Raw genomic sequence first — 20,167 nt, 5'->3', positions numbered from 1 at the left:
ATTTGTTTTCAATGAAATAACTTTTCGTTGTTTCTCTTTCTCGCTTTTATAACTCCATTCAATACAATTGCTAAAAGCATCACTGCTGAAGCAAGATAGAAAACAACACTCATATGCTCCGATTCACCAAAGATAAGATACGCAAAGAAAATACCATAAACGGGTTCTAAATTCACTGCTAAGACCAATGTAAAAGGTGATATATATCGCATCAATCGGATAGACTCAAACATCGGATAAGCTGTGAAAACACTTGCTAGTAATAACGTCCACCAGAAATCATTTAGAGAAATAGTTCCTACTCCCACAAGGTCATCCGTAAACAAAAAATAGAGTGTGAGTATCAAAAATCCTCCAAAAATTTCATAGGTTATAATATTCCCCGAAGATGTTTGTCCGTGTAATCTGCCGTTAAAAACACTAAAGAGAGCTCCAAAAAAAGCACATAAAATCCCATAAATGATTCCTTCTTTGTATCGAATTTCTGTTTTGAAGATGAGTAACATACAGGCTGTAATAACAACTCCCATTAGTATTTCTGTCCAATCAATTCGTCGACGAAAAACCAAAGGTTCTATAAAAGCTACAAAAAGCGTAGCAGTAGAGATGCACGCTAACGTGATGGATACATTTGATATTTTAATTGAATGAAAAAAAAGAAGCCAGTGAATCGCCATTAACGAACCTACTCCTACGAGTTTTACCGCCAAATCTCTTTGTACAAAGATGCTTTCCTTTTGAAAAAAAGTTATGAAGGCAATAAGAAAAACAGACGTAAGCCCCATTCGATACCATACTAAATGGTTGGCATCTAATGAAATCAATTTTCCTAAAACGGCAGTAAATCCCCATAGGAAGACAATGAAATGCAAACGTAATTGTGCTGACATCTATTCTATTTTGAATTGGAGGGCTAAAATAAATAAAAAAAGTAGAACACAAAAACCAACTTAGGAAAAAGCATTTTTCAAACTAATACACTTATTTTAATGATAAGAGGAGAGTTTTTAAAAATACACTTAAAGAGAAAAACAACGGAATATTCTAAAATTAAAGTGTACCCGAACGGATGTAAATGTATCCTGTCTTTTGTTTACCATCGTCAAAAGTAATGACATAGAAATAGGTTCCGTTAGGTAAAACCTCTTTGCTTACAGTGCGTTTGTGCTCGGAGAATCCGTTGAAGCGTTCACCATCAAGCATATAGTTTTCTTTTTCGTACACTTTTACTCCCCAACGGTTAAAGATGGTAACAACGTTTTTCTTGTTGCATTTTTCGCAATACTTTTTGAGGTCTTCTAATTGCCATATGTCGTTAGCACCATCATCATTCAAAGACAATGCATTAGGGATAAACATATTTTTAAAGTCTTCCTCACACGAATTGTTGGAAATAACCTCAACTAGTAGGCTTATTGCTTGGCTTTGACAGCCTTTTTCCGTTTGACAAACAGCATAATAAGTAGTAGAATTTGAAGGAATTACTTCAGACTGATTGATTTCCTGCGTAAGGGCAGCATCTGCAAACCAACGTACAGTGTCATCACCACACTGAATACTTGTAATGCTCACCGACTGACCTAAATAGATACGTACAGGGAAGGCTGAAACATCAGGCTGTTTGGCTGGTAAATTTCGTTCAATATGTACTGTTGTAAGTTCACTTTGGATGCCATTAACAGTTTGTTGTACCCAATAAGATACGGTGTTTCCTTTTGGAATGTCTTTAGTGTCTACTACAATCGAAGACGTAGTTTCACCTGTATTCCATAGTAATGTTCCAGTATAATCGGACGCCTCAAGCAAAGCCGTAGCGTTATCACAATTGTATTTTATATTAATTTTTGGAGGAGGAACAACTTCAACTACCTCAATAGTTCCTATTTTGAAGTTAGAAGAACATCCATCAGAAATTTGTACTTTATAATAGTATTTTCCTGCTTCAAGCCACTGTACTTGTACTTGATTTCCAGTATTTCCGTTAAGAAAAATTGCTTTGGAAGGAGGACAATTTCCTGCTGTTTTGGCAAAATCTAAATTTGAAGTAGGTACATACAACTCCCAAGTGTACGTGCTTTGAGGTACGTCACTGACAGAAAATGTGGAAGTTTGCCCAACAACAATCCTACTCTGTGCAGAAATTGTACTGACAAAGCAACAAGTTAGTAGGCTTAATACCCACAAGAATATAGGAGTGATATGTCTGTTTTGCCTGAGCATTTATGTTCTCTGTGAGAGGTGTAATTTTCTGGAGTATAAAAACCTCCAGAAAACTACGCCGCATTTGAGAAAGTTATCAATTTTTTTATTGAATTTGAATTATAAACTCACCAGATTGAGCATTAACAGTTGGTCTTGCTAAAATAATTTGATTAGCTTTTCTATTGTTAGCATCATTCGTGATTTCACCACAATTGTCATCAACATCTCTTGCACCTAAGTTACCATCAGCAAGGATCATATTACCTTTAGAAGAAAGTGTAACGTTTTCTTCTGTAAGTCCCTCATAAGTACCATTATCAATAACAACCTTTAATATAAAAGAATTTTCGGTAGTAGGATTATCTGTAGTTAAATTTGTTATTTGAGAACTTACGTTGAACGAATTAGAAAAAGTTTGAAACGCATTAGTTCCTGTTTTCCACTCTATTGACTCATATGTTCTATTTGTAGCATCAGTTTCTGTTTTTGTATGTCCTAAAAGTTGAGGTAATGATATAGTTGGTTTCCAATTACCTGTGAAACCACTCATCTCAACTTTGTAATAAAGTGTGGTTTTTCCATAAACATATTTTACTTTTTCTCCAATAATAGTAGCAGAAGTAATATCCGCCGCACAAATTCTTTCTTGTCCACTAGTAAAAGCAGTTCCGTTTTCATCTTTAACTGGTGTAACATTTAGCTTGAAGTTGTTAAGAGGCTTAATTTTGATAGCTTTTATATTACTTGTTTGACAATTATCTTTTTCTTCAGTGTATTTAACCACTAAATAGAAAGGGTCATTAGTTGTCAAAGCGTCTGCTTTCCAAGTCAATTCCAATGGGTTTTTGGTGTTGTTTTCGTCGTTGTAGGAGGCTTTATCTGCTGCAGAACCAACGGAGAAAAAATTATTAGTATTTTCTATTTTTCTTCCTCCTAATAAGTCGGTTTGCTGGGTAATATACCAATGGTACTTACCATTTCCTGTAAAGCCATTGGCTGTAGGAATACTAACCTGATAGGTGTAGGTTGTTCCGACGGCAGGTTTGTTTTGGTCTGGAGTACAATCATTTGCTGGTGTATTCTGTGCATAAGCACTTGCTGAAAAAATGGCTAAAGCCGTACTTAAAATTAACTTTCTCATTGTTAAAAAATTGGAGTTAATAAATTATTTGTTAATATTTTATTGAAATTCAAGGTTGGGTCGTGGGGTAATCCGCACTTGTCGCGTTATATGGTTATATTTTTGTCCGTTGCATTCTAGCCAATAGGTTATGGTATAAGTTTTATCGGAGGAAGTCGCATTTTCAAAAGATATATTCCCCAAAGTGGATGGCTGACCCGTTCGCGTATTACTCAAATCGTTATTGATTGTCCATTTCAAGGTAGGATTTGGGCAACAAGGAACTGAATTTACCACTACATCAAGTGCTGTATCTCCCAAAGGCAATACATAACTATTTTCCGTTATGATGGTATTTCCGTTATTATCATAAACCGCCGATACAATTTCGGGCAAACACCACGCAACATCCTGAAAAGGAGCTATGGAAGGAGCTACCACATTTATTACCTTCTTCTTGTCAGTGAAATACGTAGTACAACCGTTCGCGTCTCTAACCCACAAAATCTCATAAGTAAACTCACCTTTATCATTAGGATTGTGTTTTATGACTAACCTATTTTGGTTATTTTCCAATGAGTATTCCTTTTCTTCAGAAGCTCCTTCTGTCTTTGAACCCTTGACTCTCACAGTGAAAGGAGGTGTCCCTGTAAAAGTTGCCCACGTAATATGTTGCTCTGGTGTATTTAAACATAGTGTGGTATTCTGCTCCAAGAATGTAGCTGTGGGTAAGGGATTTATTGTAATATTGTCAGTTTTGTGTATTGAGGTTGTACAGCTTTTGCCATCAGTAATGGATATGTATTCATACTTAAATGTTCCTGCTTGGTTAGAATTGATAGGAATATTGAACGTATTCTCGTTGCTGTTGATTTGTGAAGTTATGCCATTTACCTTATAAGAAAGTGTAAAAGGCGGTGTTCCTCCACTACCATTATTTACCACAACTTTGATCTCAGCAATCCCTCCTTGGCAAAGCCTTTTTGAACTAGGTCTTATGCTGACGCTCGGTTTCTTTAAAATTTCTATTCTTACAGGGTTAGAAAAAATATTCTCCCTTTTTTCTCCCATTCCAATATTTTTGAAACGAACTGAAGCTTCTCTAAAAAGGTAATACACACCAGCTTCATTAAAATCGGTGTTTGTATCTGGCGTATAATCTTTTGAAGTTGCTCCAATGATATAGGCACGGTTACTGCCGTCAGAAGATGTTGAGTAATACCATTGGAAGTCAAATGCCGCATTATAGCCTTGTTGTTGTCTTCTATTAAAGTCATCTCCCGTTATGGTATAAGCTTGACCACCTTGGCAAATAGTTTGCTCTCCAATAATGGTGTTTTCAATAATCTTGTTATGATCACTAATTTCAAACAAATACTTAAGGGGAACACTTTTGTTAAAGTATTCATAATGAAGAGTGTTGTCTCCTGTTAATTTGATTATTTGATTTTCAACTGGTCTGTAACCTGTACTACGACTAGTTCTCCAATTATCATAAACTGGTTGATTGTCCACAGAAAGGCGAGTACCATCATCCGCCCCTAAAGTGACATAGTACAAACCTTTTCGGGTGGTTTTCATAAAAGCTTTAGTTGAGAAGTAATTTGAAACTTTAAGCCTTTCAACACTATCAGAAAAAACGCCAATGGGAGTTATATCTTTAACAACATGTGAACTAAAAAAATGAAAACTTTCATTTTCATCTCGATATCCTAGATAATTTTGGAATCGGGCATCTCTTCCACTTTCTGGAGCAATATTGTTTTGTTCTCCATAAAAATGAATTCGCCATTTATTTGTTTGAGAAGGAGGTGTATTGGGTGTGTCTGTTGTGTTTCTCTTTCCAGCGACCTTGATCTTAATTCTACTGAATAAGCCTCTATAATAAATTTTTAATTCTCCTGAGAAAGTGGGGGTAAACCTAGTTTTAGGATTTAAAAATGATGAAGAAGTATCATCTATGTTTATTTCATTTCCTTCCGAGCAAATATTAAGATTGTCTTTATGTGCATCAATCTCATATTGAATGCCTTTTATTACATTAAGTACTATGTAGTTGTTTTTGCTTATTGGAGTCTCTACTCCTGTATTATCTCCAAGTCCCCACTCAGGCGTGATCACTTGTCCTACTTGCGTTCCGCCTTGGCATTGAGAATACAAAAAACACTCCCCTAAAAAAGAGAATATTAAACACGAAATAAGCTTTATTTTGAGTGAGTTAGTCATCTGAAAAGATGTAGAAATGGCATTGTATTTCTGGTGTGCAAATATATATCAAAAAAAGAATACTGCAAAATTTTAATGATTAAAAAATAATAAATACAAAAACTCTTACGTTTTTCGTAAGAGTTTATGAATCATTTTTGATAAAAACTATTATTGAATTAATTCCTCAATCGGTATTTTTTGGAAAATCAAATCTCCTGCTCCTTCGTAAAGAATTCCGATGTATTTATCGTCAACAATCGACATACACGAATACCCAAATCCTTCGTTTTCATAAAGTTTTAGGGCTGGGAGTTTGTCCCACGTATTGCCGTTGTCATCACTTACCTTTATGGTCATATTTACACGCTTTTTGGCATCGGCAGGGTTCGAGAAAAACAAATATTGTTTACCGTTATTAGCCGAGTAGGAAATGATGCTCGCCATACAATTGGGCTCGGTTAGTGCTTTACGTGATGTGCTGTGTTCTGTCCACGTTTTTCCAAAATCGCGAGTAACAGCCACTGAACGTCCGTGAAAGGCATCGGAAAGCGTGTAATTCTGCCGATTTCGGTCGTCACGCATATTAAGCATTATACTTCCGTCGGAAAGCTGAACCACCTGAGCCTCTGTAGTATGCGATTTAGCTCCCGTTCCACAATGCCACGTTTTTCCGTGGTCGTCGCTATATATTAAGGTAGAATGTGGTACTTGATTTTCATCTTTATATTGTGCCGCAAACATTATTTTTCCATCGTTTAGGGAAATGCCACTACCTGGTCCGTTGAAGAAAAGATACCATTTTGGGTCTTTGGTTTGAGCTGTGATGTTGATAGGTTCGCTCCACGTGATGCCGTCATTTTCACTTTTAACGAGCATCAACTGACCGGTTTCGTGAGGTGTCATACCCGTTTTGGAAGCCCACCACGCCATTTTGTCTTTATCGTGTCCGTGGAGCCAAAGCGCTGCAACCCAAATTGTTCCTGTGGTTTTATCGACTAGTACGGCAGGGTCGCCAATTCCGTTGAGACGATTATCAAGTCCGCCCCATTCGCCCAAATCCATAATTTCCTTCATCGGTTCCCAAGTTTGTCCGCCATCGGTGCTTCGGCTCATTCCTACGTTTACATCTTCTTGTAAATCTTTGCAATTGTTGTAACGATTGTCGTACACCGCGATGAGCGTTCCTTTGTTAGTGGTCGCCAGTCCAGGGATACGATAACATTCAATGCCGTCTTGTTTCTTATCGCGAAGCGTTATCCCGAAGCGTTGTGAAGCACTTTTCGGATTTACATATACGTATCGTGACCCATTTGATAAAAATTCGATTTGAAAAACTTTAATTTTGTTCAAAAGATTCGGATTTTCAGTGGTTTTTGTTGTCACCCAAACATAAGTGTTTTCAGTTTTGGGCAAATAATTACCTTTCAGAAGTGTTGTCGATTGAACGCTTTTAGTAGAAGCGAATTGTTGTGCTTCTTTAAAATTTTCTTTATCACTTAAATAGATAGCTATTTCACTTAAATCCAAAGATTTTAATTCGGATTTGAGTAAAACTTTTACCTCTGTGATAGCATTCAAATTTTTAGTAGCTAACTTGAAAGAAGCTAATAAATTCTCCTTGCCTGTGACCAAAGGCATTTCGGGTTGTGTAAATTCGCCTCCGCCGATTACGTTTTTTTGGCTTCCACAAGCCGACAAAAGAACAAAAGCGAATAAAAGATAAAAAATTCGATTCATTATGATGCGTTTTATTTATTTTGATTTATTTTCACATTTGTACTTTTGTCTTGAAACAAAAGTACCAAAAATTCAAGGCTGTGGATACTTCGCTAAAAATCAATTTATTCCACTGAAAATCTCCGAACTTGCTCCCTACGGTCGCTTCGAACAGCGAATATTTTCTACGTTCCATTCATTGATTTTCTTAACGCTTCGTTTCCAATGCCGATAAAAGTACAACAAAATACTAAAAATCAACACTTAATCATAAAAATATTATTAAGAGTGTTGAATTTAATATTGATTTTCAATTTTTTCAAAAGTTTTCCAACATTGGAACATAGCTCTTGGTACGTGGAAGCAGCCTTTCCATTTTCCGCCTTTAAGAGTGAGCAAAGGTTTTCCTTCACGATTCAGGTAACCGAACCATTCACCGTACTCAGGGTCAGAGAAATGCGACCAAGCATAGTTGTGTACTTTTTCGTACCACGTCCAAATTTCCGAGTTTTTGGTGTGCAAATACGCCTTTGAAAGTGCTACCAAAGTTTCTAAATGCACCCACCAAAGTTTTTGGTCCCATTCCAATTGTTGTGGCGGATTTCCTTTGGAATCCATAAAATACAGAATGCCTCCGTGTTTTTCGTCCCAACTGTAATTGAGGATGTTAAGAATGGTTTGTGTCGCTTTTTCGATAAGCGATTGGTCACCACGACGCACAGCAATATCAATCATAAACCACATCGCTTCGATGCCGTGACCGGGGTTTAGCAATCGACCGTTGAAGCTATCTTCTTTGCTCCCGTCAGGGCGAACATTCTCAAAAATAATTCCCGTTTCAGCATCTAAAAACACGTTCATTACTTCGTTGATACTGAAATCTATCGTTTTGTTGATTTCTTCTTCCGAAAGAACACTTTCCAATTCCAATACCAAATTAGAAAGAATCATCGGGAGTGAAAACCCTTTGAGTGGACGCACATCGGTTGTTTTTTCGTATTTGCCTTTGGGATTGTTTTGTTTTTTTAATATGTTGTGATATGTGCTGATAGCCAGTTTTTTATAAGTTTCATCGCCCGATGCTTTTGCATACTGACTAAAAGCCATCGCTGCAAAACAATCCGAAAAAATGTTGTAAGGTTGAACCAGCGGTTTGCCATCGCGAGTGAGTGCAAAATAGAAATTCCCGTCGCTGTCCATTGCGTGATTTTTCAGAAATTCAACGCCTAATTTTGAGATTTCAAGCCATTTTGGGTTTTTCTCTACCTGATTGTAGAGCATCGCAAAAGTCCACGCTTGTCGTCCTTGCAACCAGATGAATTTATCGGTGTCAAAAACGTTTCCTTCGCGGTCAAGGCAAGTGAAATATCCACCAAATTCGTGGTCTAACGAATGTTTTTCCCAGAAAGGAATGACATCTTCCAGTAATGTTTTTTTGTAAAGTTCGCTATGTTTCATTTTTCAACTTTGATTTTGTTTGAATTATTTAACTTTGTATTAAAATCACTTTTTTTATGGCAAAAATTTGCTTTTTTTATGATAAAAAAATATTTTAGCATCGTTTTTAAAAAAAAGATAAAGTTAATCGCCATCTAACAAAGGCAAAAATATGGAAAAAAGTCGAATATAAAAAGGGATTATTTTTTATTTCGCCCGTATTTGTTACGTTTTAATTGCAATTAAGTATGGAAAAAATCAAGTTTCAACCCCTTGAAAATATCACATTGGTTGATCGCATTGAAAAGCATATTATAGAACATATTAAAGAACATAAGCTCAAACCTGGAGATGCTCTTCCAAAAGAAATGGAACTGGCTGAATGGTTGGGAGTGAGCCGAACAGCTGTCCGCGAAGCAATGTCGCGTTTACGTACTTTGGGGTTAGTGGAATCAAAAAAGCATCGCGGAATGATTTTAAAAGAGCCAGACTTGATTAATAATATTCAAAAAGCAATTGATACTAAGATGTTGGACGAGAATACATTGCAAGATTTGTTTGAATTTCGTTTGATGTTTGAAATTGGTATGGTTGATTTTGTTTTTGCTCGGAAAACTCCAGAGCAAGTTGCTGAATTGGAGCGATTGGCAAGAGAGGCTAATTATGAGTATGTAGATAATTATTTTTCTTTGAAAGATGAATTTATGTTTCATAGTACACTCTATAAAATGGCTAATAATCAGACACTTTTGCGTTTTCAAGAGATGTTACTTCCTGTTTTTCAGTATGTTCACGATTTTCAGGAAAAAGAAATTACCAATTTAAATGAAGGGAATACATTAGTTACACATCTGGATTTGGTGGAAGAACTCAAAAATGGTACTCCACAGTCATTCAGAGAGGCAATGCGTATGCACTTAAGTCCTCATTTTCAAAGAATGAGAACACGAAGAGTAATTTAATTTTTAACTTAATTATAAAGTATATTTTAAAACTATTTTGAATAGTTACTTTTGCTAATTATTTCTAAAAACAACCAAAATGAATAAGAATTTCACATTGCTATTTCTATTATTTCTGAGTTTTTCTGCTTATTCTCAACAATTTACCATTACAGGAAAAGTTTACGACAAATCTACTCAAAAACCTCTTGAAGCTTCTACGGTTTTTTTAAAATCAGTAAAGGATTCTACTTTAGTGAATTACACCATTTCTGATGCCAAAGGGATTTTCAATTTAAAAGGCAAAAGCCAAGAGCAGGAATTGGATTTGTTCATCACTCACATTGGGAATGCTCCTTATAAAAAACGTATTTCCACTCCAAAAGGTACACTCGATTTGGGGCTTATCCAAATGGAAATACAAGCCGAAGAATTGGAAGGCGTAACGGTGCTTTCCGAAGCGATTCCCATTACGGTGAAAAAAGACACCCTCGAATTTAATGCGGATGCTTTCAAACTTCGTCCTGATGCTACGGTAGAAGAATTGCTTAAAAATCTACCAGGCGTTGAGGTTGATGCTAAAGGAAACATCACGGTAAACGGAACGCCTGTGAACGAAATTCTGGTAAACGGAAAACCTTTTTTTGACGACCCCAAAATCGCTACAAAAAATCTTACCAAAGAAATCGTCAAGAAAGTCCAAGTGAGTGATACCAAAACTAAAGAACAGAAATTTACCAAAGAAGAAGGTGACCCAAACAATAAGTCGATAAACATTGTACTGAAAGAAGATAAAAACAAAGGCTATTTCGGACGAGCCACTGTGGGGTATGGTAATAAAGACCGCTACGAACTCAATGGTTTTGGAAATTATTTTCAAGACAAAACCCGTGTCTCCGTATTAGGTAGTTCAAATAATATCAACACTTTAGGGTTTCAATATGATGAAATCTTTGGAATGATGGGTAATGTGGAAAGTCGTACGGTTTCAAGAGGTAGAATTTCTATGGATGGAATGGATTTTGGAGGCGGTGACGGATTTAATCAATCGCACATTGCAGGAATAAGTTATGTAGATGAGTACGGCAAAACGATGGAAGTGGACGGTAATTATTTTTATACCTACAATGATAACGAATCTTACTCACGAAACGACCGAGAAACTACCTTGCCCGACCGCCATTATTTTTCACGCAACGAGCAGTGGGGCAATTCGTGGAATGATTCGCACAATTTCCGAAGTGAATTGGAATACAAAATCGATTCGTTGACTCAAATTTCGGTACGTCCGCGAATTGCTGTAAGTAAAGGTAATAGCAGTAACAAAAGCGAAGAAGCCTCTTATGATAGTGATAGAAATCCTGTAAATCAGAGTCTTTCCAAAAGTAATTCGCACAATCATAATGTGAATTTTGAAAATCGGGTTTCTTTCAATCGGCGTTTTAAGGGGACAAAAGGTTCGTGGGGAGTATCTCTGTCAAACACTAACAATCGTTCAGAACGGGAACAAGAATTGTACAATACACGTGTGATTTTCAGAAGTCATCCGCATCCGTTCATACAAATTCGTGACCAACACCAAGATACCGATAACCAAAGTGACCATTACTATGTTCGGGCAACTCTTCGTTATCCGCTTTTTAAAGATTTTTTGCTTCGGGCGGGATATAATCTATCTAAAACCGATGCTAAAAATAACGTAAATACTTATGATGCAGATGCTAACGGAAATTATACCGATTTTAATACAGCATTAAGTTCTGATTTTCTGACGGAAAACACGCGGCACAAACCCGAAGTCGGATTTGAATGGCGTACGGGGAAATTCCGTTTTAATAGCGATGTGGGAATGATTTACAATAGAATTGAAAATCAGGATTTTCTTCGGAATTTGGAGTTAGATAAAACGTTTCAAAACCCAGATTTCCGATTCCGAATGAATTACGAAATGAAAAAAGGATCAAGTATCAATTTTAGCTATGATACCAGTACACGCGTACCGAGCGTAACTCAGTTGCAACCTATTGATAATGTGAATAATCCGCTACATACATTTACTGGAAATCCGGATTTGAAACCCTCTTTTACAAATGCTTTTCGTATGTCTTTCAATAATTACAATTGGGAGACCCGTAGTGGAATATTTGTATATTTTACTACTGAATTTCAGGAAGATAAAATTACGTCAATTACTTTAACCAATGATGATTTGACCCGAAAAACCACCTACACTAATGTTGATGGCGATTTTTCAGTATATGGAGGTTTTAATTTGGATAAGTCGTACAAAGTGGGGAAAAATAAAATTGGATATCAAGTTAATCTTTGGGGGAATATCAATAAAAATAATCTTTTTAGTAACGGAACGCGTTATGCCATAACGAATTACGATTTATATCCAAACCTAGGTTTGAATTACAACTATGATGAAAAAGTGGATTTGGATTTGGAATACTCTCCTTGGTTTAAAAAAGCGACGTATGATTTGGAAGCTTTTGAAAATCAGAACTATTCAGGGCAACGTGCTTCGTTTAGAATCACAACGTATGTGCCTAAAAATGTGATTTTTGGTAGTGATATTGAGTTTTCTTATCAACCCTATATGAATGATGGTTTTAGAAAAACTTATTTTTACTGGAATATGAGTTTGGGCTATAAATTTTTGGGTGAAAAAGCCACTTTGCAACTCAAAGCCTTCGATTTGCTAAACCAAACTGTAGATGCATTGCGAACCATTACACAAGATTACGTGCAAGACTCTCAAAAACTGATGCTTAAACAATATTTTATACTTAGTTTTTCATACAAAATCAACAAAGTTGGTGGTAAAAGGCAATCAAAACCGAAGACGTAGTAACGTGAAAGTTTTCAGATAAGTTCATCATTCAATTGTATTTAATAAGCTAAAGACGTAAACCAGTTTTGTTTTTTATTTTAAAGTGTATATTTTTGTGTCAATAACTTCAACAGAAATTTTATATTTATGAAAAGATGTTTTGTTTTTTTACTGCTACTTTCTTCGTTAATAGCGTACTCGCAGGAAACTTCCAGAAAGTTAAATCCAGATTTTAGAAAGAATGAACTTAGGTTGAATGCTCTTCTTTTACTTTTTGAAGGAATGGAGTTTTCATACGAACGGGCTTTGAATTATGATTGCTCAGTAGGAGGTTCTTCTTTGATTTTAGCATACAAAGATTCTGATTTAGAGTCTGGTATGAATTACAACGTAACTGCTTTTGGAAGGTATTATTTCGGGAAGAAACCTGTGTCAGGATTCTTTTTAGAAACCTTTCTTATGTTCTTCAACAGAGATAATCTTATAGATTATTATGACTATAACAGAAGTTATTCGTTGAGAAAGATAGAAAGGGAAACTAATGTTGCTCTTGGACTTGGTTTTGGAGTGAAATGGATAAGAAGAAATTTCAGTTTTGAACTTAGTACAGGTTTAGGACGCGTTCCACGTTCTGCTTACAATGGGTATATTCCTTTTGTGGGGCGGGGTGCTTTTGGTGTAGGCTATCGATTTTAGTTTAGACAATAAACTTCTATAAAATTACCTGAGGAACAATATATTTTGTTGTTTTTCAGGTATTTTTTATTTTTGTGATGAATATAGACAAATTATGGATAAAAAATTGCCAAAATCGGTATTGATTTCTGGAAAGAAAATTGAAATTTCAGGTTCAAAGTCAGAAACTAATCGTTTGTTATTACTACAAGCTATTTATCCTGAGATTGTAATGAAAAATGCCTCTGAGTCAGATGATTCTGAAGTGATGAGAAAAGCTCTTCAGCAACAATCAGGTAAAATAGATATTCATCACGCGGGAACTGCAATGCGTTTTTTGACTGCATTCTTTGCCGTTCAAGAAGGAAAAGAAGTGATTCTGACAGGTTCAACTCGAATGAAACAACGTCCAATTCATATTTTGGTACAAGCCCTTCAAGATTTGGGAGCAGAGATTTTATATTTGGAAAACGAAGGCTATCCACCGCTACATATAAAAGGTAAAAGGTTCGAAATTAATGAGGTAACTATGTTGGCTAATGTAAGTAGTCAGTATATTTCTGCATTATTGCTGATTGCTCCATTTCTTTCTAAAGGTTTGAAAATAAGGCTACAAGAAGAACTTACTTCTGTTCCTTATATCAAAATGACTTTATCCTTGCTTTCTGAAATTGGTGTAAGTTCTGATTTTGAGGGGAATACGATATGTGTCCAACCTTTAAAAAATATTCAGAAAAAAGAAATCACTGTGGAATCGGATTGGAGTTCTGCTTCATATTGGTATTCTTTTGTGGCATTGTCGGACATAGGAATATCTTTAAAGTTAAGTAGTTATAAGGAGAATAGTTTGCAAGGAGATAGTATTTTGTCGGAAATTTATACGTTTTTCGGCGTTGAAACAATCTTTTCCAATAATGAAATTATAATTCGTAAAACTAAATTAGCTAAAAGTTTGATTTTTAAGTATGATTTACGAAATGCTCCTGACATAGCTCAAACTATTGTTGTAACTTGCTTTGGATTAGGATTGGCCTGTGAAATCTCAGGACTTCATACCTTGAAAATTAAGGAAACAGACCGTTTGGAGGCTTTAAAAACAGAATTATCGAAATTGGGAGCGAAAATAGAAGTATCTGATAAGGCTTTATTTTTAGAATCAGGAGGGATAATCCGTCAGAATGTGAGTATTCAAACTTACAATGATCATCGTATGGCTATGGCTTTCACTCCGTTAATGCTCAAAACAGATATCATAATTTGTGATTCTGAAGTGGTTTCAAAATCATATCCTAATTTTTGGAAAGATGTAGAGAGCGTACTTATTCAAGATGAGATAGGTTAAATAAGGTTTTTGATACAGTGATGTGTTTTTTTATTTATTGAAAATCAGGTAGCTGCGATTGTGTTTTGTTTAAAACCACTAAAAATGAGGGCGTAAATGAAAAAAAAGTGCTAACATTGTGTTTTTTAAATAATTAATTTATATCTTTGCACTCCGATTTTATTCAAAATATTAATATAAAAAACATATAAAATGACAAAAGCAGAAATCGTATCAAAGATCGCTGATAAGTTAGGTCTTGATAAAAATGACGTTCAAGCAACAGTAGAGAATTTTATGGAGGAGGTGAAAGCTTCTTTGGAAAGTGGTAATAACGTGTATTTGAGAGGTTTTGGTAGCTTCATCATCAAAACAAGAGCAGAAAAAACAGGAAGAAACATCTCTAAAAATACTACTTTGAAAATTCCTGCACACAACATTCCTGCCTTTAAACCTGCAAAAGTTTTTGTTGAAGGTGTAAAAGCTAAAGTTAAAGTAAAATCAAGTAAAAAAAATAATTAATTAAGTAGATAAGCTATGCCAAGCGGAAAAAAAAGAAAAAGACATAAGGTAGCAAACCACAAACGTAAAAAAAGAGCGAGAGCTAATCGCCACAAGAAGAAAAAGTAGTTTTTAACTACTTTTTTCTTCTTTTTAAGGAATGTTCTTTGAAAAAAAACTGATATGAATAAAAAGTATTCATAATCAGCTAGATAGTGTTTAACAAAAATCCAAAAAAGAGTGAATAAAGAATTAATCATTCGTTCTGGTTCCTCTTATATAGATTTTGCTTTATTGAAAGAAGGAAGACTAATAGAGCTTCATAAAGAAGAAGGTTCAAACGGATTGGGAGTAGGCGATATTATGCTTGCCAAGATACGTAAACCTATTCAAGGGCTTAATGCCGCTTTTGTAGATGTAGGTCACGAAAAAGATGCTTTCTTGCATTATCACGACTTGGGTCCGCAACTTGCCTCATTATTAAAATTTGTGAAGCAGGTAATTTCAGGGAAACAGAAAGATTATTCTTTGAAAGACTTTCCCTTGGAACCAGACATCAACAAAGATGGCAGTGTGGTTGATGTTCTGAAGGCAAATCAGCCTATTTTAGTCCAAATTGTGAAGGAACCAATATCGACCAAAGGACCAAGGATAAGCTCAGAACTATCCATTGCAGGAAGATATTTGGTTTTGGTTCCTTTTTCGGACAGAATTTCCATCTCTCAAAAAATAGAAAGCAAAGCTGAGAAAGAGAGACTTCGACGACTTCTGCAGAGCATAAAGCCCAAAGGATTTGGGGTGATTGTTCGCACTGTTGCAGAGGGTAAGAAAGTTGCGGAACTAGACAAGGACTTGCAAGTTTTATTCGAACGTTGGGTTTTGATGTGTAGGAAGATACATAAGGCTGTGTTTCCGTCGAAGGTGATGAGTGAAATTAACCGAACGGGAGCCATTCTTCGTGATATGTTTAATGACACTTTCTCCGGAATTCACGTAGATAATGACCTATTGTATGAACAAGTTGTAAAATATGTTCAGAATATTGCACCAGGTAAGGAAAATATCGTTAAACATTACCGCTCATCGGTTCCAATTTTTGAAAAATTCCATATTGAGCGACAAATAAAAACAGCTTTTGGACGCACCGTTTCGATGACAAAAGGAGCTTATTTGGTTATAGAACACACAGAAGCTCTGCACGTTATCGATGTAAATAGTGGAAATCATTCTAATAAAGCAAACGACCAAGAGTCCACAGCTTTAGCTGTAAATTTGATTGCTGCCACAGAGATTGCAAGGCAACTCAGACTCAGAGATATGGGAGGAATTATCGTGGTGGATTTCATTGATATGTCAAATACAGACAATCGAAAAATCCTTTTCGACCACCTTCGTAAAGAAATGGAGGAGGATAGAGCGAAACATAAGGTGTTGCCTCCGAGTAAGTTCGGACTGATTCAAATTACACGTCAGCGGGTACGCCAAGAACTAAACATCAAAACTAAGGAAGAAAATCCAAGTAAGGAAGGTGAAATAGAAGCACCAATCGTTCTGATTGATAAAATCAATACAGAACTTGAAAGCATTATTAAGGAGGGAACTTACAAAGGAAGGATTGTGCTTAATGCTCATCCTTTTGTTTCAGCATATTTAACTAATGGTTGGAATTCAATTCGTTTTAAATGGTTTTTGAAATACAAACGATGGATTCAGATTATGCCACGTGACGCATATTCTTACTTAGAATATCGTTTTAAAACAAAAGCAGGAACTCCTCTTTAAAAAATAGAAAGCTTTGCAAGAAATTGCAAAGCTTTTTTGTTTTCTTGAATCTAAAGAAAAATGGAAAAAATCCATAAAGTTTGAAAAATAATTTATTACCTTTGTCAGAGTCAATCATTAAAAAAAGTAATATTCAAAATACATTACAACATATTTACACAATGAATACACCAGAAAAAATATCTCTTTTAAGAAAGCAAATGCAGGTTGAAAATATCGATGCATTTGTGGTTTTTAGTGCCGACCCACATCTGAGTGAATATTTACCAGAAGAGTGGCAAGAACGCGTTTGGATTTCGGGTTTTACAGGTTCGGCAGGTTTTGTAGTTATCACAAAAGATAAAGCTGGACTTTGGACGGATTCTCGGTATTTTGTACAAGCTCCTATTGAGTTGAAAGGTTCGGGCATTGACTTGTTCAAGGAGGGAGTGGAAGGAACTCCTGATTATACAGAATGGCTTATTGCAGAACTTCCAAAAGGAGCTACGGTGGCTTTAAATGCTTTGGCAACATCACATTTGGCTTGGGAAAAGTTAGAAAAAGCACTGAAAAGTAACGACATAAAACTTGTAAATAATCCATTACTAAAGCAAATCTGGACAAATAGAGGTAAGGAAGCAATTCACCCAATTTTTGTCCATCCTGATAAATGGGCTGGGCAATCAGTAAAGGATAAATTGAGTTCCATTCGTAAGAAAATGTTGGAAAAGAACACGGAATTACATATAATTACAGCTCTTGATGATGTTGCTTGGACTTTAAATCTTAGAGGAAGTGATGTGGCTTATAATCCAGTTTTTTTGGGATACATTGCGTTATCTGAAAAAGAAGCCGTTTTGTTTGTTGATACAGAAAAGGTGAATAATGAAGTGGAAACTCACTTAAAGTCGGCTAATGTAACGATAAGTGAATATGATGATTTCTTTAAGTATTTGGCAAATATAAAAAATCAAAGAATATTGATTTCACCTAATACAAATCAGGAGATTTTTAATGTTTTACAAGATAAGAACACATTAGTACAAGCTCCTGCTCCAGGAAATTTGATGAAAGCAACCAAAAATGAAACAGAGCTAGAAGGATTCAGAACGGTAATGGTGCGTGATGGTGTGGCTATGGTTAAATTTTTGTATTGGTTAACGCACCAAGTAGGGAAGGAACCAATGACAGAATATAGCATAGGTAAGAAGTTACGTGATTTTCGTGCTGAAGGAAAGAATTTTGTAGGGGAGAGCTTTGGAAGCATAGTTGGTTATCAGGGAAATGGAGCAATTGTGCATTATTCTGCACCTAAAGAAGGTAGTAAAGAGGTTTTTGCAGAAGGGAGTATTCTGGTAGACTCAGGTGGGCAGTATTTGGAAGGAACAACAGATATTACACGTACTATTCCTTTGGGTAAAGTTTCTCAGGAATTTATTGATGATTGTACGTTGGTGCTCAAAGGAATGATTCAACTTGCTATGGTCCAGTTTCCTAAAGGAACTAAGGGTGTACAATTAGATGCATTTGCCCGTATGTCTTTATGGAAAAATAAAAAAGATTACGGACACGGTACAGGACACGGTGTAGGTAGCTTTATGAACGTACACGAAGGACCTCAAAACATTCGAAAAGATATGAATCCACAGGAATTGTTGGTAGGAATGGTTTGTTCCGATGAGCCTGGCTTTTATTTGGAAAATAAGTATGGCATACGTCACGAAAACTTAATTGCTGTACGTGAAGCGGAAAGTAATGAATTTGGAACGTTCTACGATTTTGAGACGCTGACTCTTTGTCCGTTTATGCCTAATTCAATCAATGTAGAATTACTTTCAGAGGAAGAAAAAGACTGGTTGAATGATTATCATAAAACTTGTCAAGAGAAATTGTCTCCACACTTGGAAGGTACTGTGAAACAATGGTTTTTGGAAATTACAAAACCAATTTAAGATATTTTTTAAGAAAAAAAGGCTTCAAAAATGAAACTTTCGAAGCCTTTTCTTTTTTTCAATTCTAAAAATTTAGAAACGAAAAATCCCGCCTACTTCTAAGATTGTTTCAAAAAAGGAAAATGTTTGATTTGCTTTATCCGTAATGCTCTTTGTAGTGCGGATATCATACATATTGATATATCCTCCCTTGAGTTCGCTAACAAGTAAAAAGTGTTTGAAGAAAACCAAATGTAATCCTTCCTTAGCACTCAAGCCATAACCAGCGATGTGGAATTCATCATAGCGTTCTTTGTTGAGGAGCTTTGTGTCTGAACGAGGGTAAAGCACTCCAGTACCTAATCCTTCTGTTAAGTTTACTTGAAATTTATCTGTATTTCTGATACCAAATAATTTTGAAATGTCATCAACTCGTGAAAATTCAATGGTAACATAATTCAATCCGTCGGTATGTCCAAAAGTAAAAAAATATTAAGTAAGTAGCTTATATTCAATATTATATGTTTCTTCGTTATAATTACTTCCTTTGAACTGAGTATTTGATTTACTATAATATCCTATTTCTTCCTCAATACATAAAAAAATCCTTTGTTATTGGCGGTGTAACACTCGGGACTAATCTGCTCTGTTTGTGCAAATAGCGAAAGGAAACTTTTATACCCGATAAAAATGTAGTTATACTTTTTCTTGTACGTAAAAATTAAAGAATGTAGAAGTATTATATTTGTAATTAACAGCAAAATATTTTTTAGCAACGATATAAATAAAAAAGAGGCTTCTTGAAGCCTCTTTTTGTGTTTTTTTATTCAGTCCACTCAATATCGTCTATAACAATCTGACCTTGAGTTGATTTTAAGGTTATTGTAGTGCTTTCTGATTTGTTGATTTCTATAGTATGTGTACCAGAAGTATCTTTAGCAATTTTAATCTCATCTAATTTCGTATCACTATCTTCAGCACCAGAATATATTACCAAGTTTCTATCTTTAGAACTTGTGTAGGCTGCTTTGTGTTTGAATTTTAGTGTTTTAACTCCTTTTGAGAATGTTATTTTTATATATGGATTATCCTTATGGAAGTTTAGCATCAATCCTTTTCCACTTATGGCAAACTTATCCATATCTAAACGGGCTTTGTAATGAAGTGTTACATTGCCATTGGTTAGGCTTCCTGTGTTGCTATATTTGTTCGCATCAGCAATAGTATTGTTAAGAGATTCAAAATCAAATATATTACTTCCTGATGAACCTCCGCCAGAGTTATCTCCATTGTTGTTGTCAGGAGCTGTGCCGAAAACTAAATCGGCTTCTTGTGAGTAAACAATTTCTTTTATAGTAACTCCTGTTTTAGNATTGGTGTAATCTTCAAAAGTTCCTGTTACAGTAATTTCTTGACCTTGAATTTTTAGTTTGTTCTTTACTTCTTGAGAAATTTTATCAAAAACAGNTTTAGTTTGTTCTTTACTTCTTGAGAAATTTTATCAAAAACAGCTTTTGG

Annotated in this window: 16 protein-coding genes and 1 pseudogene; 9 read left to right on the top strand and 8 right to left on the bottom strand. The window is 35.4% G+C overall.

All coding sequences use genetic code 11. From position 1 onward, the window contains the following. Positions 1-8: 8 nt before the first annotated feature. The 5 genes from YW9_RS0106235 to YW9_RS0106215 all read right to left on the bottom strand — a co-directional run bounded on the left by YW9_RS0106235 (position 9) and on the right by YW9_RS0106215 (position 7,267). Positions 9-890: a DMT family transporter gene (locus YW9_RS0106235; protein WP_018279333.1), complete on the bottom strand. Its 882-nt coding sequence runs from the start codon at positions 888-890 to the stop codon at positions 9-11. Positions 891-1,050: 160 nt separating this feature from the next. Next, positions 1,051-2,220: a gliding motility-associated C-terminal domain-containing protein gene (locus tag YW9_RS0106230; RefSeq protein ID WP_018279332.1), complete on the bottom strand. Its 1,170-nt coding sequence runs from the start codon at positions 2,218-2,220 to the stop codon at positions 1,051-1,053. 85 nt (positions 2,221-2,305) lie between these two features. After that, a complete protein-coding gene (locus YW9_RS0106225) occupies positions 2,306-3,343 on the bottom strand; it encodes a hypothetical protein (protein WP_018279331.1) in 1,038 nt (345 codons plus the stop codon). Between the two features lie 39 nt (positions 3,344-3,382). Continuing rightward, positions 3,383-5,548, bottom strand: coding sequence for a PA14 domain-containing protein (locus YW9_RS0106220; RefSeq protein WP_018279330.1), 2,166 nt, complete (start codon positions 5,546-5,548; stop codon positions 3,383-3,385). 150 nt (positions 5,549-5,698) lie between these two features. Continuing rightward, positions 5,699-7,267, bottom strand: coding sequence for a sialidase family protein (locus tag YW9_RS0106215; RefSeq protein ID WP_026193862.1), 1,569 nt, complete (start codon positions 7,265-7,267; stop codon positions 5,699-5,701). Position 7,268: 1 nt separating this feature from the next. Between YW9_RS0106215 and YW9_RS13300 the strand changes: the two genes are divergently transcribed. Next, positions 7,269-7,481: a hypothetical protein gene (locus YW9_RS13300; protein WP_174269782.1), complete on the top strand. Its 213-nt coding sequence runs from the start codon at positions 7,269-7,271 to the stop codon at positions 7,479-7,481. A 62-nt stretch (positions 7,482-7,543) separates the two neighbouring features. Here YW9_RS13300 and YW9_RS0106205 read toward each other — a convergent pair whose 3' ends face one another. Next, positions 7,544-8,704, bottom strand: coding sequence for an AGE family epimerase/isomerase (locus tag YW9_RS0106205; RefSeq protein WP_018279327.1), 1,161 nt, complete (start codon positions 8,702-8,704; stop codon positions 7,544-7,546). A 227-nt stretch (positions 8,705-8,931) separates the two neighbouring features. On the opposite strand from YW9_RS0106205, the gene YW9_RS0106195 reads away from it, so the two are divergent. From YW9_RS0106195 to YW9_RS0106160, 7 genes are all read left to right on the top strand, one after another. After that, positions 8,932-9,645 carry a FadR/GntR family transcriptional regulator gene (locus tag YW9_RS0106195; RefSeq protein ID WP_018279325.1) on the top strand — a complete coding sequence of 238 codons (714 nt, stop codon included), beginning with the start codon at positions 8,932-8,934 and terminating at the stop codon, positions 9,643-9,645. Between the two features lie 79 nt (positions 9,646-9,724). Next, positions 9,725-12,478, top strand: a complete 2,754-nt coding sequence (locus tag YW9_RS0106190; protein WP_018279324.1) for an outer membrane beta-barrel protein — start codon at positions 9,725-9,727, stop codon at positions 12,476-12,478. A 129-nt stretch (positions 12,479-12,607) separates the two neighbouring features. Then, entirely contained in the window at positions 12,608-13,156 is a 549-nt protein-coding gene (locus tag YW9_RS0106185) for a DUF3575 domain-containing protein (RefSeq protein WP_018279323.1), read from the top strand. Between the two features lie 94 nt (positions 13,157-13,250). After that, the gene (locus YW9_RS0106180) at positions 13,251-14,477 is read left to right on the top strand and encodes a 3-phosphoshikimate 1-carboxyvinyltransferase (protein ID WP_018279322.1); all 1,227 of its coding nucleotides are present in this window, start codon (positions 13,251-13,253) and stop codon (positions 14,475-14,477) included. Positions 14,478-14,669: 192 nt separating this feature from the next. Continuing rightward, positions 14,670-14,978: an HU family DNA-binding protein gene (locus YW9_RS0106175; RefSeq protein ID WP_018279321.1), complete on the top strand. Its 309-nt coding sequence runs from the start codon at positions 14,670-14,672 to the stop codon at positions 14,976-14,978. 219 nt (positions 14,979-15,197) lie between these two features. Next, positions 15,198-16,739, top strand: coding sequence for an Rne/Rng family ribonuclease (locus YW9_RS0106165; protein WP_018279319.1), 1,542 nt, complete (start codon positions 15,198-15,200; stop codon positions 16,737-16,739). Positions 16,740-16,900: 161 nt separating this feature from the next. After that, positions 16,901-18,670: an aminopeptidase P family protein gene (locus YW9_RS0106160; RefSeq protein ID WP_026193861.1), complete on the top strand. Its 1,770-nt coding sequence runs from the start codon at positions 16,901-16,903 to the stop codon at positions 18,668-18,670. Between the two features lie 72 nt (positions 18,671-18,742). Here the strand turns inward: YW9_RS0106160 and YW9_RS12600 are convergent. Together YW9_RS12600 and YW9_RS12595 are read right to left on the bottom strand one after the other, a co-directional pair. Further along, a pseudogene (locus YW9_RS12600) lies at positions 18,743-19,228 on the bottom strand (hypothetical protein); the annotation flags it as partial. Positions 19,229-19,472: 244 nt separating this feature from the next. Continuing rightward, positions 19,473-19,790, bottom strand: a complete 318-nt coding sequence (locus tag YW9_RS12595) for a hypothetical protein (RefSeq protein ID WP_155848736.1) — start codon at positions 19,788-19,790, stop codon at positions 19,473-19,475. 64 nt (positions 19,791-19,854) lie between these two features. Between YW9_RS12595 and YW9_RS13775 the strand changes: the two genes are divergently transcribed. Then, complete coding sequence (locus tag YW9_RS13775) at positions 19,855-19,989, top strand: hypothetical protein (protein WP_262481894.1); 135 nt, start codon at positions 19,855-19,857, stop codon at positions 19,987-19,989. Positions 19,990-20,167: the final 178 nt, after the last annotated feature.

The organism is Capnocytophaga cynodegmi DSM 19736 (assembly GCF_000379185.1).
Classification (GTDB): Bacteria; Bacteroidota; Bacteroidia; order Flavobacteriales; family Flavobacteriaceae; genus Capnocytophaga; species Capnocytophaga cynodegmi.
Note: the sequence above shows the minus strand (reverse complement) of the source record. Positions and strands in the feature narration are given on the sequence as shown.